The 16,142-nt window shown below is 64.0% G+C and carries 16 protein-coding genes; 7 read left to right on the forward strand and 9 right to left on the reverse strand.

From position 1 onward, the window contains the following. The first annotated feature begins 259 nt into the window (after positions 1-259). The 5 genes from msbA to BG57_RS05640 all read left to right on the forward strand — a co-directional run bounded on the left by msbA (position 260) and on the right by BG57_RS05640 (position 6,539). On the forward strand, positions 260-1,978 hold the full coding sequence (gene msbA / locus BG57_RS05620; protein WP_371875838.1) for a lipid A export permease/ATP-binding protein MsbA: 1,719 nt from the start codon (positions 260-262) through the stop codon (positions 1,976-1,978). Positions 1,979-2,053: 75 nt separating this feature from the next. Next, positions 2,054-3,022 carry a lipopolysaccharide heptosyltransferase I gene (waaC, locus tag BG57_RS05625; protein ID WP_035960830.1) on the forward strand — a complete coding sequence of 323 codons (969 nt, stop codon included), beginning with the start codon at positions 2,054-2,056 and terminating at the stop codon, positions 3,020-3,022. Then, positions 3,019-4,218 (forward strand): glycosyltransferase family 4 protein, encoded by a 1,200-nt coding sequence (locus BG57_RS05630; RefSeq protein WP_075583088.1) that lies wholly within the window; start codon positions 3,019-3,021, stop codon positions 4,216-4,218. The genes waaC and BG57_RS05630 overlap by 4 nt, the downstream gene beginning before the upstream one ends. A 40-nt stretch (positions 4,219-4,258) precedes the next feature. Beyond that, complete coding sequence (locus BG57_RS05635; RefSeq protein WP_229753813.1) at positions 4,259-5,224, forward strand: glycosyltransferase family 4 protein; 966 nt, start codon at positions 4,259-4,261, stop codon at positions 5,222-5,224. A 25-nt stretch (positions 5,225-5,249) separates the two neighbouring features. Beyond that, entirely contained in the window at positions 5,250-6,539 is a 1,290-nt protein-coding gene (locus tag BG57_RS05640; RefSeq protein WP_052005640.1) for an O-antigen ligase family protein, read from the forward strand. A gap of 21 nt (positions 6,540-6,560) precedes the next feature. On the opposite strand, the gene rng is transcribed toward BG57_RS05640, so the two are convergent. The 9 genes from rng to upp all read right to left on the reverse strand — a co-directional run bounded on the left by rng (position 6,561) and on the right by upp (position 14,640). Beyond that, on the reverse strand, positions 6,561-8,030 hold the full coding sequence (gene rng / locus BG57_RS05645; RefSeq protein ID WP_035960843.1) for a ribonuclease G: 1,470 nt from the start codon (positions 8,028-8,030) through the stop codon (positions 6,561-6,563). Between the two features lie 7 nt (positions 8,031-8,037). Beyond that, positions 8,038-8,664 carry a Maf family protein gene (locus BG57_RS05650; protein WP_035961185.1) on the reverse strand — a complete coding sequence of 209 codons (627 nt, stop codon included), beginning with the start codon at positions 8,662-8,664 and terminating at the stop codon, positions 8,038-8,040. A 55-nt stretch (positions 8,665-8,719) separates the two neighbouring features. Continuing rightward, positions 8,720-9,190, reverse strand: a complete 471-nt coding sequence (rlmH, locus tag BG57_RS05655; RefSeq protein WP_035960846.1) for a 23S rRNA (pseudouridine(1915)-N(3))-methyltransferase RlmH — start codon at positions 9,188-9,190, stop codon at positions 8,720-8,722. Between the two features lie 11 nt (positions 9,191-9,201). Further along, positions 9,202-9,666 carry a ribosome silencing factor gene (rsfS, locus tag BG57_RS05660; RefSeq protein ID WP_035960848.1) on the reverse strand — a complete coding sequence of 155 codons (465 nt, stop codon included), beginning with the start codon at positions 9,664-9,666 and terminating at the stop codon, positions 9,202-9,204. Positions 9,667-9,668: 2 nt separating this feature from the next. After that, a complete protein-coding gene (locus BG57_RS05665) occupies positions 9,669-10,379 on the reverse strand; it encodes a nicotinate-nucleotide adenylyltransferase (RefSeq protein ID WP_081850837.1) in 711 nt (236 codons plus the stop codon). Then, a complete protein-coding gene (hemF, locus tag BG57_RS05670) occupies positions 10,370-11,329 on the reverse strand; it encodes an oxygen-dependent coproporphyrinogen oxidase (RefSeq protein ID WP_035960850.1) in 960 nt (319 codons plus the stop codon). The genes BG57_RS05665 and hemF overlap by 10 nt, the downstream gene beginning before the upstream one ends. Positions 11,330-11,438: 109 nt before the next feature. Next, positions 11,439-12,728 carry a phosphoribosylamine--glycine ligase gene (purD, locus tag BG57_RS05675; protein WP_035960855.1) on the reverse strand — a complete coding sequence of 430 codons (1,290 nt, stop codon included), beginning with the start codon at positions 12,726-12,728 and terminating at the stop codon, positions 11,439-11,441. 200 nt (positions 12,729-12,928) lie between these two features. Then, positions 12,929-13,657 (reverse strand): YebC/PmpR family DNA-binding transcriptional regulator, encoded by a 729-nt coding sequence (locus BG57_RS05680; protein ID WP_035960859.1) that lies wholly within the window; start codon positions 13,655-13,657, stop codon positions 12,929-12,931. A 329-nt stretch (positions 13,658-13,986) separates the two neighbouring features. After that, positions 13,987-14,640 (reverse strand): uracil phosphoribosyltransferase, encoded by a 654-nt coding sequence (gene upp / locus BG57_RS05685; RefSeq protein WP_035960862.1) that lies wholly within the window; start codon positions 14,638-14,640, stop codon positions 13,987-13,989. A 309-nt stretch (positions 14,641-14,949) separates the two neighbouring features. On the opposite strand from upp, the gene BG57_RS05690 reads away from it, so the two are divergent. After that, entirely contained in the window at positions 14,950-15,729 is a 780-nt protein-coding gene (locus BG57_RS05690; protein WP_035960864.1) for an SDR family oxidoreductase, read from the forward strand. A gap of 2 nt (positions 15,730-15,731) precedes the next feature. Continuing rightward, positions 15,732-16,121 carry a methylglyoxal synthase gene (locus tag BG57_RS05695; RefSeq protein ID WP_035960866.1) on the forward strand — a complete coding sequence of 130 codons (390 nt, stop codon included), beginning with the start codon at positions 15,732-15,734 and terminating at the stop codon, positions 16,119-16,121. Positions 16,122-16,142 lie beyond the last annotated feature (21 nt).

The following is a 16,142-nucleotide window of genomic DNA, read 5'->3' on the forward strand; positions in this document are numbered from 1 at the left end:
GAATTGAAGCCGAGTGGACCGTGGCGCGTATTTTAAGACCATCGGTCGAGATTTACGTTTGCGCCGGGATGAGTCGCGGGTAGCCAACGGTTTACAATGGCGGATTGTTGTGGCGCGGGGCCATGCCGCCCGGCGCGGTTCTTCGCCCGGCTGGCGGCGCGCGCGCCGGGACAACGCAACGGCAGAGGATCATTTGAGCGAGAAGCAGACATTAAGAAAGACCATCGGCGAGGGCGAGAACTCATCGTCCACTGCCGTCATGCGGCGGCTCTGGCCGTATCTGCGGCCGCTCATGGGCTTCGTGCTCCTCGGTCTCCTTGCGATGGGCTTCGTCGCCGCGAGCGAGGCCGGCATCCCGATGCTGCTCAAGCCGCTGCTCGATCATGGTTTCGGCACGAAGAGCAGCGACAAGGCGAGGTGGATCGTGCCTGTCGCGGTGATCGGCCTCGCGCTGGTGCGCGGCACCGCGCAGTATGCTGCCGGCTACTTCCTTTCTTATGTATCGAACAAGATCCTGCTGCAGTTACGCCTGCAGATGTTCGACCGCATGATCCACACGAGCGCCGGCTTTTTTCAGCGTGAGACGGCGAGCACGGTCATCAACGCGATAGTCTTCGAGGTCAATCAGATCCTGCAGGTGTTGTCCGGCGTCGTCGTGACGCTGGTGCGCGATTCGCTGACCGTCGTGTTCCTGCTCGGCTACCTGTTCATTCTCAACTGGCGTCTCACGCTGATCGTCGCGGTCATTTTGCCGGCCATCGGCTGGCTCGTTTCGAAGATCAACCGGCGCTTGCGGCGGCTGAACCGCGAGCATCAGATGTTGACCAACGAGCTGTCGTATATCGTCGAAGAGACGGTCGGCGGCTACAAGGTCGTGAAGGTGCACAACGGCGAGCCGTATGAGATGGGGCGCTTCTCCGAGATGAGCGGCCGCTTGCGCGGCTACGCGATGCGCATGCAGGTGTCCGGCGGCCTTGCGCAGCCGCTGACGCAGTTTCTTGCTTCGATCGCGCTCGCCGTCGTCATCACGATTGCGGTGCTGCAATCCGCGAGCGACCAGACGACGGTCGGCGGCTTCGTCGCGTTCGTCACGTCGATGCTGCTCGTCATCTCGCCGCTCAAACATCTGATCGACGTGAACCAGCCGCTGCAGCGCGGCGTGACGGCGGCCGAACTGATCTTCGGTCTTATCGATGAACCGCCGGAGCCGGCCGGAGGCGGGCGCCCGCTTCCACGCGCGGAAGGCCGCATCGAGTTCCGTAACGTGTCGTTCAACTACGGCACGCAGGAACGCGCCACGCTCGACGACGTCTCGTTCAAGGTCGCGCCGGGCGAAATGGTGGCGCTCGCGGGGCCGTCCGGAAGCGGCAAAACCACGCTCGTCAACCTGCTGCCGCGCTTCTTCGATCCGGCCGGCGGCCAGGTGCTCGTCGACGGCGCCCCGATCACCGAATACGCGCTGCATGATCTGCGCGCACAGATCGCGATGGTCAGCCAGGACGTCGTGCTCTTCAACGATACGATCGCTGCCAACGTTGCTTACGGCACCGTTCCGGATCGCGATCGCGTGCTGGCGGCGCTGGCCGCAGCCAACCTCTCCGATGTCATTGGCTCGCTGCCCGATGGCATAGATACCTTGATCGGCGGCAACGGCATGCGCTTGTCGGGCGGCCAGCGTCAGCGGCTCGCCATCGCGCGCGCCATCTATAAGGATGCCCCGATCCTGATCCTCGACGAAGCGACGTCGGCGCTCGACTCCGAGTCAGAGCGGCACGTGCAGTCCGCGCTCGAAACGCTGATGAAGGGCCGCACGACGCTCGTCATCGCGCACCGGCTGTCGACGATCGAGCGCGCTGACCGCATCCTCGTGCTGGAAGCGGGCAAGATCGCGGAGCAGGGCAGTCATGCCGAACTGCTGCGGCTCGGCGGCCTGTATGCCCATCTGCATCGCATTCAGTATCAGCAACAGGCGGCGTAACGCCGTTCGGCTGCGTTCCATTCCACAACTCGCCTTTGTCGAACGAGCAGTTTCCAACATGCAAGCGATCGCAGAATGAAGCGAGTTTTGATAGTCAAGGTCAGTTCGTTGGGCGATGTGATCCAGGCACAGGCGGTCGTCGGTGATCTGCATCGCGCTTTTCCGGGGCTGAAGGTCGACTGGGCGACCGACGAGAATTTCGCCGACATACCGCGCTGGAATGCGGGCGTCGCGCGGGTGCTGTGTGCGCCGCTGCGCCGCTTCAAGAAGGCCCGCAACCTCGACGATCTGAAGGCCATCTGGGCGTCGATTGCCGATTTGCGGCGCGAACGCTATGACGCCGTCTTCGACCTGCACGGCGTCTACAAGAGCGCGATCATCTCGTTTCTCGCCCGTTCGAAGCGCCGCTTCGGTTACGCGAACGTCAATCTGGGCGAGCGCGGCGCTGCGTTTGCCTATACGCATCGGTTCGCGCCTCGTCACGATGCGAACGCGTGGCGCGGCATGCGCCAGACGCTGGCTGACACGCTCGGCTATGCGATCGACGCCGCTCCGCCCAGCGTCTTTGCCATTCCGAAGCCCGCCGCGCCGCTTCCCGTGACGAAAGACGTGCCGTTCGCCTTGCTCTTTCACGCGACGTCCAAGGCAGAAAAGAAGTGGCCAATCGACAAGTGGATTGCGGTGGCGCAGTCGCTCGTCGCGCGGGGCATGACGCCGCTTCTGCCGTGGGGTTCCGATGCCGAGCGCCGCGACGCCGAAGCGATTGCGCAAGACGTCGCCGGCGCGCGGGTGCTGCCGAAACTGAGCATCGAGGAGATGGCGCAGCACATCGCGCTGGCCGCGCTGGTTGTCGGAACGGATACGGGCCTCGTGCATCTGGCGAGCGAACTGCGCCGGCCGACGGTGATGATTTTTAGCGCGACCTCGCGGCCGCATTTTGGTGTAGATGTCCCCGGCTTATGTGTCTCGATCGGCGATGAAGGCGCTCCGCCGTCCGTTGAACAGACGCTTGCGGCCATTGATTCTGTAGTTGAGCGTTCTTGAAGATACTTCTTACTAATTTTCACGATGGCCGCGGTGGCGGCCACGACACATATATCGTCGCGATTGCACGGGCTCTGTCCGTGAGACATCAGGTGTTTATTGCAGCACCCGGCTCGAGCCGGCTGTTCGACCATGCCCGCGCGCTGCCGGGCGTGACCGCCGTGCCGATGAGTTTTCCCGCCAAGATCAAGGACTTCCCGCGAATGCGCGCCGCCTGGCGCACATTGCGCACGTTGATCGAACGCGAGCGCTTCGATGTCATCCACGCGAACGGCTCGCCGGATCACCGTTTGTTGCTGCTCGTCATGTTGTGGTGGAAGAAACCCCGGCCGGGGATCGTTTTTACGAAGCACAACTCAATTGCCATCAAGCGCGACTTCCTGACCCGGCTCCGGGCGACGCTCGCTACCGACGAAGTCATCGCGGTGGCCGATTCGACTGCGGAACTCGTGCGCGGGTCGGTTTATGGACGCTGTCCGCTCACGGTAGTGAAGAACGGCGTCGACCTTGTCAAGTTCGCGCCGCGCGATACAGCCGTTGCCGCCGTGAAGCGCGAGAGGATGCTGGGAAAGGAGTGCGCCAAACGTCTGGTTATCGGCACCATTAGCGGGTTCGATTCGTATAAAGGGACCATGGACATGATCGCGGCGGTGGCCGCGCTTCCCGCGGACTTGCGCGCGCAGGTGATGGTGGTCGTGGTGGGCACCGAGCCGAACGACGAGCAGAACCAAAGCATCGATTCGCTCGGCATGCGGGATCATGTACATGTTGCGGGATTCGTGGAGAATGTGGCGGACTACATCGCCACGTTCGACGTGGGCTTCGTGCTGTCGTTCGCAGTGGAAGCGGTGTCCTTCGCGTGCCGCGAGATGATGGCGATGGCCAAGCCCGTCATCGTGACTTCCTACGCCGGGCTGCCCGAAAACGTCGATGACGGCGAGAACGGCTGGATCGTCGAGCCGCGCGACGTCGAGGCCCTCAGCGCCACGCTGCGATCAATCATCGCGGCTCGCAGCCAGTTGCCGGCGATTGGCGCGCGCGCGTACGTCAAGGCAATAAGCGAGTTCTCGGACGAGCGCTTCATCGATGCGACCGAGGCGGTTTATCGGCGTGTCGCGCCTGCCTTTACCGCGCCCGCGCCGTTCATCGTGAATTCGATCGTCACGCGTTTATCAACTTCCAGCTGGGATGCCTAACGCAGTGCCTAAGCCGACCATCCACCTCATCAACGGATTCATGAATGAGAACGGCGGCAGCGAGCAGGAAGCCCTGCATCTCGCCCGCCTGTTGCGCGATCGCAGCGATCTCACGTTGTGGTCGCCGTCGGCTCGTTGTTCGCCGGAGCTTGCGCGCCGCCATGGCATACGGCGAATCGGGCTCGGCGCGGGGCATCGTCCAAATGGCGGGACGTTCGTATTCGTCGGCTCGCACTGGCGCAATAAGCTGTGGCCGTATCTCACCCGCGCGCCACAGCGCCTGATCTACGTGTTCAACACGTTCCATCCGAAGCTCCTCTCGCTGACCGCGACACATCCGTCGATGCTGCGCTGGCCGCGCACGGAATACGTGTTCATCTCCGAGTTCCAGCGAAAGCTGCTGGGCGTCGACGGCGAAGTGCAGCCGTCGCCCATCGACATCGTGCAGTTCTCACCCGCCCCGCAACAGCGTCCAACTGATGGGCGTCCGGTCGTCGGGCGCCTGAGCCGCGACACGCTCGACAAGCACGATCTCGACGACATCGCGCTTTACCGGGCCTGGGCCGGCGAGGGCGCCGAGATACGACTGCAGGGCGCGACCGCGTTGCGCGCGGCAACCGGCGAAACGCTGGCGAATGCTCCGGCTATTCATATCCTGCCCGAAGGCGCGTTGCCCGCAGTCAGCTTCCTGCACAGCCTCGATGTCTTTTATTATCGGACCGGCGCGCATGTCGAGACGTTCGGGCGGGTCGTGCTCGAAGCGATGGCGTGCGCACTGCCCGTCGTATGTCACCGGCGCGGAGGCTATGCCGAATGGATTCGCCATGGCGAGAACGGCTTTCTGTTCGATAGCACCGACGAAGCGCGCGGTCTCGTCAGCACGCTGCTGAACGATCGCGCGTTGCGTGAAGCGGTCGGAAAGCAAGCTCGACGCACGGTGGAAGCCATCTATTCGGACGAAGCCCTGCGAAGCCGGGCTGATTTTTATCTGCGTGGCGCGAGATGAAGGTTCGGGGTACCGGAAACAAATAATGCAAGTCACATATAACTCGAAACTGGGCCGCTCGGGTAGCGAGTCTTACCAGCTGGTCGCGGCGAAATGGTTCGCCATCCTGACGCTTTGCCTCGTGCCCATTTCGACGGCAGGCGTGAACGTCGGCTCCGCGGTATTCGCGGTGCTGGCTCTGATATCGCCTGAAGTATGGCGGCGTGCGCGTACTTTGCGCGCCCGGTCGCCCGCGGCATTGGCCGCGCTCGTGCTGTTCATCGCGCTCGCATTGAGCCTCGCGTACACGTCGCCGGGCATGAACGAGGCGGTCGACTTCCTGATGAAGTACAGGAAGCTGCTGTTCATCCCGCTGCTTTATCTCGTCTTTGCCGACGATAAGTCCACGGCATGGGCCAGCGTCGCCGTGTGGGGCCTTTTTGCGTCGCTCGTGCTGACGATGATCCTGACCTACACGAACTACCTCGGCTGGACGGCGGTCGGGCCGGTGCACGGCACGGACGCGATAACGCGGCCGTGGGTCTTCAAGGACCATATCTCCGGCGGCCTGATGATGGCGTTTCTGGTTTGCCTCGCGGCATCGCTGGCGAAGTCGGCGAAGCACGCGGTCGCGAGCAAGGCGCTGTATCTCGTTGCCGTGCTGGCGATGGTCAACGTCCTGTTCGTGCTTCAAGGGCGCACGGGGCAAGTGGTGGCGATCGCGTACATCGCCATCTATCTCGTGATGCACGCAGCGCAGTTCCGCCGATACGACAAGCGCACACGCTGGATTGCGGGCGTCGGAGCGATCATCGTCTGCCTGTGCGTCGGGGCCTTCGTGATGTACGGCAAGGATTCGCGCCTTGCCGACACGGCCCAGGAGATCACCCAGTTCGAAACGCAGAACAAGAACACGTCGATGGGCGTGCGTATCGAGTTTTACCGCCGCAGCCTCGCGCTGATCGCGGAGCGGCCTATCGCCGGCTTCGGCGTGGGCAGCGTGCGCACGCAGTTCGAGCGGCTTGCGAGCATGCAGACGGGCGGACGCGCGGCCATGGCCGGCAATCCGCACAACGAGTTCTTCCTGATGGGCGTGCAACTCGGGCTGATCGGCGTCGCGCTCTTCGTATGGTTTCTGGTCGCGGTGGCGCGAGCGAGTCAACGCCTCGTCGAGCCTGCGCGGAGTATCGCGCAGGGTTATCTCTTTGCGTTCGTGCTCGGTTGTCTCGCGAACTCGTTGCTTCTGAACTTCACCGAGGGCAACCTGTTCGTGTTTCTTATCGGGATATTGATCAGCGCCGCGCCGAAGGAGAGCGGGGAAACGCGGGCAGTTTAGACGGACGAAGCGGGGCAGTCGTCACATCAACACGATGTCATACTGCTCCTGACTCAGATTCGACTCCACCTGCAGCGAAACCGGCTTCCCGATGAAGTCCATCAGCATCGCCAGATGCTGGGACTCTTCTTCGAGAAACAGATCGATGACCTGCTGCGACGCCACCACCCGAAACTCGCGCGGATTGAATTGCCGCGATTCGCGCATGATTTCGCGCAGCACGTCATAACACACGGTCCGGGGCGTTTTCACCTGCCCCTTGCCCTCACACGTCGGACACGGCTCGCACAGCACATGCGCCAGCGACTCCCGCGTGCGCTTGCGCGTCATCTCCACCAGCCCGAGCTGCGAGAAACCGTTGACGGTCACGCGCGTCCGGTCCCGCGACAACGCCTTCTTCAACTCACCCAGGACCTGATCGCGATGCTCGACATTCTCCATGTCGATGAAATCGATGATGATGATCCCGCCGAGATTGCGCAACCGCAGTTGCCGCGCGATCGTATGCGCCGCTTCGAGGTTGGTCTTGAAGATCGTGTCATCGAAGTTGCGCGCGCCGACATAGCCGCCCGTGTTCACGTCGATGGTCGTCATCGCTTCGGTCTGGTCGATCATCAGATAGCCGCCCGACTTCAGATCGACGCGCCGCGAGAGCGCCCGCAAAATCTCCGCTTCGATGTTGTACAGATCGAAGAGCGGCCGCTCGCCCGTGTAGTGATGCAGCCGCGACGCCACCGCTGGTGTGAATTCGGCCGCAAAGTCCGCGAGCATCTGATAGGTCTCGCGTGAATCCACCTGAATGCGCGTCGTCTCGTCGTTGACGAAGTCGCGCAGCACGCGTTGCGCGAGATTCAGATCCTGATAGAGCAGCGTCGTCGCCGGCACGCGCTGAGCCTGCGTCACGATTGTCGCCCAGGTCTTGCGCAAGTAGGCGACATCGGCGGCCAACTCTTCGCTCGACGCGTCTTCGGCAATCGTGCGCACGATATAGCCGCCTTTCTCGTCGGCGGGCAGCACGGCGGTCAGGCGCGCGCGCACGGCCTCGCGATCCGCCTCGCTTTCGATCTTCTGCGAGATGCCGATATGCGGCTCCTGCGGCAGATACACGAGCGTGCGTCCGGCAATGCTCACCTGCGTCGAAAGCCGCGCGCCTTTCGTGCCGATCGGGTCCTTCACGACCTGCACCATGAGCGCCTGTCCTTCGAACACGATCTTTTCGATCGGCACGTGCGTACCCGATCCATGCGGCTCGCCCGCGATGCGCGGATGCCAGATATCGGCGACATGAAGAAACGCCGCGCGCTCGAGACCGATATCGATGAACGCCGATTGCATGCCCGGCAACACCCGTACGACCTTGCCGAGATACACATTGCCGACGCGCCCGCGAGACAGCGTGCGCTCCACGTGAAGTTCCTGAACGGCGCCTTGCTGAACCAGTGCGACGCGGGTTTCTTGCGGTGTGACGTTGATCAGGATTTCTTCGTTCATGGCCTGTTTAGAATTCGACGCGCGCCACGCGCAAGAGTGCTGCGGTTTCGAAAAGGGGCAAACCCATGATACCTGAATAGGACCCGTCGATTCGCTCGATGAACTCCGCCGCTCGGCCCTGTACGCCATACGCGCCGGCCTTGCCGAGCGGCTCGCCAGTGGCGGCATAGCGTTGCAGCGCAGCACGTTCGACAGGGGCGAAGCGCACCGTCGAACGCGACAAGACCGGCTGGAGCAACGCGCCTTGCGCATCGACGACGGCGATCGCGGTCAGCACTTCATGCTCGCGTCCGGCGAGACGCTCGAGCATCGCGACGGCATCGTCCTCATGCAAGGGCTTGCCGAGAATGTGGCCGTCGATGGTCACGGTCGTATCGGCGACGAGAATCGGTGCGGGTGCATGCTTGCCTGCAAGCAGACGATCACGCGCGGCATGTGCCTTGAGCGCACAGACGCGCACGACGTACGCATCGGCGGATTCACCATGCAGTTCGGCTTCGAGCGCTTCGGCGTCTTCATCGGGGCGCGGCAGCAGCAGTTCATAACGAACGCCGAGTTGCCTCAGCAACTCTTGTCGACGCGGGCTTTGCGAGGCGAGATAGACGTAGGGATAGACGTTGGATTGAGCGGACATCGGATAGTTGGAAGTTCGAAGCGCGCGGCCTTCGGCGTCCAACTAATGGGAAGGCTCAAGCGCGGTGATAAGGATGATTCTGCGTGATGCTCCACGCCCGGTAAAGCTGCTCGGCGAGCAGCACGCGCACCATGCCGTGCGGCAGCGTCAGACTCGACACGCGCAGCATGATTTCCGCGCGAGCCTTCACTTCGGGCGCAAGCCCATCCGCGCCGCCGATCACGAAGGCGACATCGCGCCCGTCCTGCTGCCAGCCGGGCAGGGCGTTGGCGAGTTGCATCGTGGTCCAGTCGCGGCCGCGTTCGTCGAGGGCGACGACGCGCGCGTTCTTCGGCAAGGCGGCTTCGATACGCTGCTTCTCCGCAGCCATCACGCTCTCTGCGTTGCGTCCCGACGATCGCTGCTCGGGCTTGATCTCCTTCAGCTCGATGCGCAACTCGGGCGGCATGCGCTTCGCGTATTCGTCGAAGCCATTCGTGATCCAGTCGGGCATCTTGTGTCCGACGGCAAGGATGACCAGCTTCATGAAGACGCTTTTTATGCCTGCTTGCGCGTGGTCTTGCGAGCGGGGCGTTTGACTGCCGGTGCGTCGTCCTGATCTTCGTCCTCGTCTTCGTCCGCATCGGCGGTGACGCGTGCGCCGCCGAACATGCTCGGCTTTTGCAGCTTCACGCGCACGGGCTTGTCGCCCCAGACTTCCTCGAGGTTGTAGTACTGGCGCAGCGCCGGCTGGAGAATGTGCACGACCGCGTCGCCGCAATCGACCAGCACCCACTCGCCGATGTCTTCGCCTTCCGTGCTGATGATGTCGCCACCCGCTTCCTTGACCTTTTCCCGCACGCTGTTGGCGAGCGCCTTGGTCTGCCGGTTCGACGTCCCGCTCGCCACGACCACGCGGTCGAACAGCGACGTCAGGTGGGTCGTGTTGAACACCTTGATGTCTTGCGCCTTGACGTCTTCGAGACCGTCGATGATCGCGCGTTGAAGCTTTTGAAGTTCCATAATTACCGTTGGTACAGGTGATGTTGAACAATATAGTCCCATACGGCGGATGGGACCTGGGCGCGCGCGTCGCTGACGCTTGCGCCCGCCGTTGTGTTTGCCGCTTGACGAATCGCCGTCGCGGATACGTCGATCATGAGCGTCTCGTCGATCAGCACGTGCCCATGCGCGCAGTTGCGCAAGACTTCGGGCGACGCCCGCCGCGCGGTCACCTCGGCGGCGACTTCGGCGGGCAGCGTGCCGATATCGAAGCCCGGCCGGGTTTCGACGCACACGTGCGCGAGATCGAAGAGCCGCTTCCAGTCGTGCCACGAATCTAGCTTGACGAGCTGGTCGGCGCCGATCAGCAGCGCGAGCGAAGCCTTCGCGCCTTCGCGCTCGCGCCAGTGAGCGAGCGTATCGACCGTGTAGGTGGCGCCTTTGCGCTCGATTTCCTCGGTCGCGACGGTGACTGTTACGCCGCCCATATCGAGCGATGCCGCCGCCGCACGCGTCATCGCCAGCCGATGATGCGGCGCCGACACGCCTGCCTTCTGCCACGGCTGGCCCGCCGGCAGCAGCACCAGTTCGGTCAGTTGCAGCAAGTCCGCGAAGCGCCGCGCGAGTGCGAGATGGCCGGTGTGGATCGGATCGAACGTCCCGCCCAGCAAGCCGATGCGCTTCACGCAGAGCGCGTTCGCGCCGTCGTGATTCGAAGCCCCGGTCACAGCCATTCCCTGCGCACCAGAAAATCGCGGTAGAGCCGCGCTTCCGGCGTGCCGGGTTCCGGTTGCCAGTCGTACCGCCAGTTCGCGACGGGCGGCATCGACATGAGAATGGACTCCGTGCGTCCGCCGCTTTGCAGCCCGAAATGCGTACCGCGGTCGAAAACGAGATTGAACTCGACATAGCGGCCGCGCCGGTACGCCTGGAACTCGCGCTCGCGCTCGGTCCACCGCGTGTCGCGGCGGCGCTCGATGATCGGCAGATACGCTTTCAGGAACGCATCGCCGACGCTTCGCATCATCGCGAACGAGCGCTCGAAGCCGGGTTCCGAGAAGTCATCGAAAAAAATCCCGCCGATGCCGCGCGCTTCGTTTCGGTGCTTCAAATAAAAATACTCGTCGCACCACGTCTTGAAACGGGGATACAGATCCGCGCCGAACGGTTGCAGCGCATCCCGGCATACGCGATGAAAATGCACCGCGTCTTCTTCGTAGCCGTAGATCGGCGTGAGATCCATGCCGCCCCCGAACCAGAAAACCGGCGTTTCGCCGTCCTTCAGCGCGGTCAGCATGCGCACGTTCATGTGCACGGTCGGGCAGTGCGGATTGCGCGGATGCAGCACGAGCGACACGCCCATCGCCTCGAAGCCGCGCCCCGCGAGTTGCGGCCGCGCCGCGCTCGCCGACGGCGGCAGCGCGTCGCCCTGCACATCCGAAAAACCGATACCGCCACGCTCGAAAAACCCGCCGCCCTCGAGAATGCGCGTCACACCGCCGCCGCGCAGATGCGCGCCGGGCTCGCGGGACCAGGCGTCGGTGGCGAACGGCGTGCCGTCGAACGCGCCGAGCGCATCGGCGATAGAAGCCTGAAGGCCCGTCAGATACTCACGCACAGCCGTAAGGTCGGGCGATGCGTCGTGTCGTGCCTGGTTGTCCGCGCTGCGGTTCGGTTCACTCATCGATCGATGCACTGCGCCAGCCGGCTGGCGCGTAGGTAAGAGATGCGCTTAAAAACACTGCCGGACACGAGGTCCGGCAGCACGGTGTCGCGTGAGTTGCGAACGCCTGTCAGCCGTGGCGGTCGGCCTGCTTGCGATTGAGCGCGCGATAGCCGATGTCGCGGCGGTACTGCATGCCATCGAACGAGATCTGGTTGACTGTATCGTAGACCACGGATTGCGCGCCGCGCACGGAATCCGCCAGGCCCACGACGCACAGCACCCGGCCGCCGGACGTCGTCAACTTGCCGTCAGCGAGCGTCGTGCCCGCGTGGAACGTCACGGCGTTGTCCGTTTCGGCCGGAATGCCGTTGATGCGGTCGCCGTTGCGCGGCGTGTCCGGATAGTTGTACGCGGCCAGCACGACGCCCAGCGCGGTGCGGCGGTCCCAGTCGAGTTCCGCGCCGTCGAGCTTGCCGTCGATGGCCATTTCCACGACCTTCGAGAAATCGCCCTTGAGGCGCGCCATGATCGGCTGCGTTTCCGGGTCGCCCATTCGGCAGTTGAATTCGAGCGTTTTCGGATTGCCGTTCGCGTCGATCATCAGGCCGGCGTACAGGAAACCGGTATAGCGGATGCCTTCGTTTTCCATGCCGCGCACCGTCGGCAAGATGATTTCGCGCATCACGCGGGCGTGCAGCTGCGGCGTGACGATCGGCGCGGGCGAATACGCGCCCATGCCGCCCGTGTTCGGGCCCTTGTCGCCGTCGAGCAGGCGCTTGTGGTCCTGGCTGGAGGCGAGCGCCAGCACGTGCTTGCCGTCCACCATCACGATGAAGCTCGCTTCCTCGCCGGTCAGGAACTCCTCGATCACGACGCGCGCGCCCGCATCGCCGAACTGGTTGTCGGCGAGCATTGAATCGACGGCGGCGTGCGCTTCTTCCGCGTTCATCGCGACGACCACGCCCTTGCCGGCCGCGAGACCGTCCGCCTTCACGACGATCGGCGCGCCTTTTGCGTCAATGTAGGCGTGCGCGGCGGCGGCGTCGGTGAACGTTTCGTATTCGGCGGTCGGGATGTTGTGGCGTTTCATGAACGCCTTCGCGAAGTCCTTGGAGCTTTCGAGCTGCGCGGCTTCCTTGGTCGGGCCGAAGATCTTGAGCCCGCGCGAGCGGAACAGATTGACGATGCCCGCCGCGAGCGGCGCTTCCGGACCGACGACCGTCAGCGAGATGTGCTCTTTCTCGGCGAAATCGGCGAGCGCCGCCGGGTCGGTGATGTCGAGGTTGCGCAGGCGCTCGTCCTGCGCGGTGCCGCCGTTGCCGGGCGCCACATAGACCATCTGCACGCGCGGCGACTGCGCGAGCTTCCATGCCAGCGCATGTTCGCGACCGCCGGAACCGACGACGAGTAACTTCATTTGAATCCCCGAAAAACTGGTGTTAAAGCAGTGGCGGCGCACCGGACGGCGCGCAAGGCGCGCGGGCGCGGACAAGACACGGCAAAACGAAGGCGGCTCGCGCGGACATCGGCTGCGTCACGCGCCTTCCCAAGCGTCGAGTCAAGCGAAAGGCGTTCCCAATATGCCTGCCATCGCGGGCAGGCGGCCGCGGCGCGCGATCACGCGTCGTTGATCGCGGCGTTTGTATAGACTTCCTGCACGTCGTCGAGATTTTCGAGCGCGTCGAGCAGTTTTTGCATCTTCACCGCGTCGTCGCCGCTGAATTCGACTTCCGTCTGCGGTTTCATCGTCACTTCGGCGAGTTCGGCCTTGAAGCCCGCGGCTTCCAGCGCGTCCTTCACCTTCTGGAAATCGTTCGCCGGGCAGATCACTTCGATGCTGCCGTCTTCGTTCGTCACGACGTCGTCGGCTCCGGCTTCGAGCGCCGCGTCCATCAGCGTGTCCTCGGACGTGCCCGGCGCGAACAGGAACTGGCCGACGTGATCGAACATGAACGACACCGAGCCGTCCGTGCCCATGTTGCCGCCGAACTTCGAGAAAGCATGGCGCACTTCCGCGACGGTGCGGGTGCGGTTGTCCGTCATGGTGTCGACGATGATCGCCGCGCCGCCGATGCCATAGCCTTCGTAGCGGATCTCTTCATAGTTCGCGCCATCGACGCCGCCGACACCGCGCTGGATCGCGCGGTTGATGTTGTCCTTCGGCATGTTGGCGTCGTAGGCCTTGTCGACGGCGAGCCGCAGGCGCGGGTTCGAATCGATGTCGCCGCCGCCCATGCGTGCCGCGACCTGGATTTCCTTGATGAGGCGCGTCCAGACCTTGCCTTTCTTGGCGTCGGCCGCGGCCTTCTTATGCTTGATGTTGGCCCATTTCGAATGACCCGCCATTACCTTTCTCCGTCGCGCGCGGCAAGAAACCGAGCGCCAAATGTGCTGTGCGTGCTGAATGTGTCCGCGCCGCCTGGCTTCGCGCGGGGTTGCGCGGTCGGGCGGCAAGCTGGCTTCCGTCGGTAACGCGCGCTTCGCTCGGGGCGTCTCTTGAACGCGCCGCCGGGCGCTCGGGCGCCCGATTTACCGATTAGGAACAGACCGAAATTTTATCATGGCCCCAAGCGGCGGCAGCCTCCGCCTGGCCGAATGGACGATGAAAACGACACCGCCGCACGGGCGTGCGGCGGCGCGGGCAAGGCGGCGAAGCGCTAAAGGGCGAGAGCGCGTCAGTTGCGCGTGCCGAACAGGCGGTCGCCGGCATCGCCGAGGCCGGGGACGATATACGCATGCTCGTTCAGATGCGAATCCAGCGACGCCACGTAGAGCTTCACGTCCGGATGCGCGTCCTGGAACACCTTCACGCCCTCCGGCGCGGCGACTAGCGCGACGAAGATGATGTTCTCGTCGAGCACGTTGCGGCGCTTCATCACGTCGACGGCGTGAACGGCCGAATAACCGGTCGCGACCATCGGATCGCACAGGATGAACACGCGCTCTTCGAGATCGGGCGGGAGGCGCACGAGATACTCGACCGGACGATGATCGTCCGCGCGATACACGCCGATATGCCCGACGCGCGCCGACGGAACCAGGTCCAGCAAGCCGTCCGACATGCCGATGCCCGCGCGCAGCACCGGCACGATCGCGAGCTTCTTGCCGGCGATGACCGGCGCATCGATTTCGACGAGCGGCGTGGCGACGCGCTTCGTCGTCAGTTGCAGGTTGCGCGTGATTTCATAGCCCATCAGCAGCGTGATCTCCCGCAGCAGCTCGCGGAACGTGCGCGTCGACGTGTCCTTGTCCCGCATGTGCGTGAGCTTGTGCTGGATCAGCGGGTGATTGAGGATGAAGAGATTCGGGAAGCGGCTGTCTTGTTTCATGGGTCTCGCGCGATGCGCGTCCTGCTCGGGTGATGGTCCTGCCTGGGTGATGAGCGCGGCGCGCATGCGAAAGCGCCGGATGAGGCAGTGGCGACAGTTTACCGAAAAGGCCGGCGTCGTTTAGGAATAATCGTTCGCTGTTTGGCTGTGGCGGCGCGCTTCGCCGGCCGCCGACGTTGCAGCCCCGATTCTTCTAGAATGCGCGAGAGGCGTTTCGAAGCGCGCAACGCATTGCCTTTATGCAGCACATCGGGCATCGCGCTTCGGGCCAACTATTCGAACACTCAACGACGACATGGAGGATGGACGATGGATCTGGGAATTGCAGGGCGCACCGCGCTCGTGTGCGCAGCAAGCAAGGGACTCGGGCGCGGCTGTGCGGAAGCGCTCGCCGCCGAGGGCGTCAATCTGGTGATCACGGCGCGCACGGCCGAGACGCTCGAAGCGACCGCCGAGAGCATCCGCTCGAAATATGGCGTCGACGTGCAGGCCGTCGCCTGCGACATCACCACGCCCGCCGGCCACGCCGCCGCGCTCGCCGCGTGCCCGCAGCCGGACATTCTGGTGAACAACGCGGGCGGGCCGCCGCCGGGCGACTTCCGCAACTTCACGCATGACATGTGGATCAAGGCGCTCGAAGCGAACATGCTGACGCCGATCGAACTGATCAAGCGCACCATCGACGGCATGATCGACCGCGGTTTCGGCCGCATCGTCAATATCACGAGTTCGTCGGTGAAAGCGCCGATCGACGTGCTCGGCCTCTCCAACGGCGCGCGCTCGGGGCTGACCGGCTTCGTCGCGGGCGTGGCGCGCAAAGTCGCGTCGACGGGCGTCACCATCAACAACCTGCTGCCGGGTACGTTCGACACCGACCGCGTCGCCGTCACGTTCGAGGCGCAGGCGAAGGCGCAGAACATCACGATCGAAGAAGCGCGTGCGCAGCGGGCGCAGGCGCTGCCGGCGGGCCGCTTCGGCCATGCCGACGAGTTCGGCAGAACGTGCGCGTTCCTCTGCAGCGTGCATGCGGGTTACATCATCGGGCAGAACATTCTGATCGATGGCGGCGCTTACCCGGGGACGTACTGAGCATGAGCACACGCGTCGCGCTCATCGCGCACGACATGAAAAAGGACGACATCGTCGCGCTCGCGGGCGAGTACGTCGACACGCTCGCGCAATGCCAGCTCGTCGCGACCGGCACGACCGGCGCGCGCATCGCGGCCGCGCACGGTCTCGACGTCGAACGCAAGCTGTCCGGCCCGCACGGCGGCGACTTGCAGATCGGCGGGGAACTGGCGGAAGGGCGCGTCGACGTGGTCATCTTCCTGCGCGACCCGATGACGCCGCAGCCGCACGAGCCGGACATCAACGCGCTCGTGCGCGCCTGCGACGTGCACAACGTGCCGTGCGCCACCAACGTGGCGACGGCGCGGATGATTCTCGACGAACTGCGCGCACGCCTTCCGCACGCGCGCTGAACTAACTACGAGACCAAGGAG

Source organism: Caballeronia grimmiae (assembly GCF_000698555.1).
Lineage (GTDB): Bacteria > Pseudomonadota > Gammaproteobacteria > Burkholderiales > Burkholderiaceae > Caballeronia > Caballeronia grimmiae.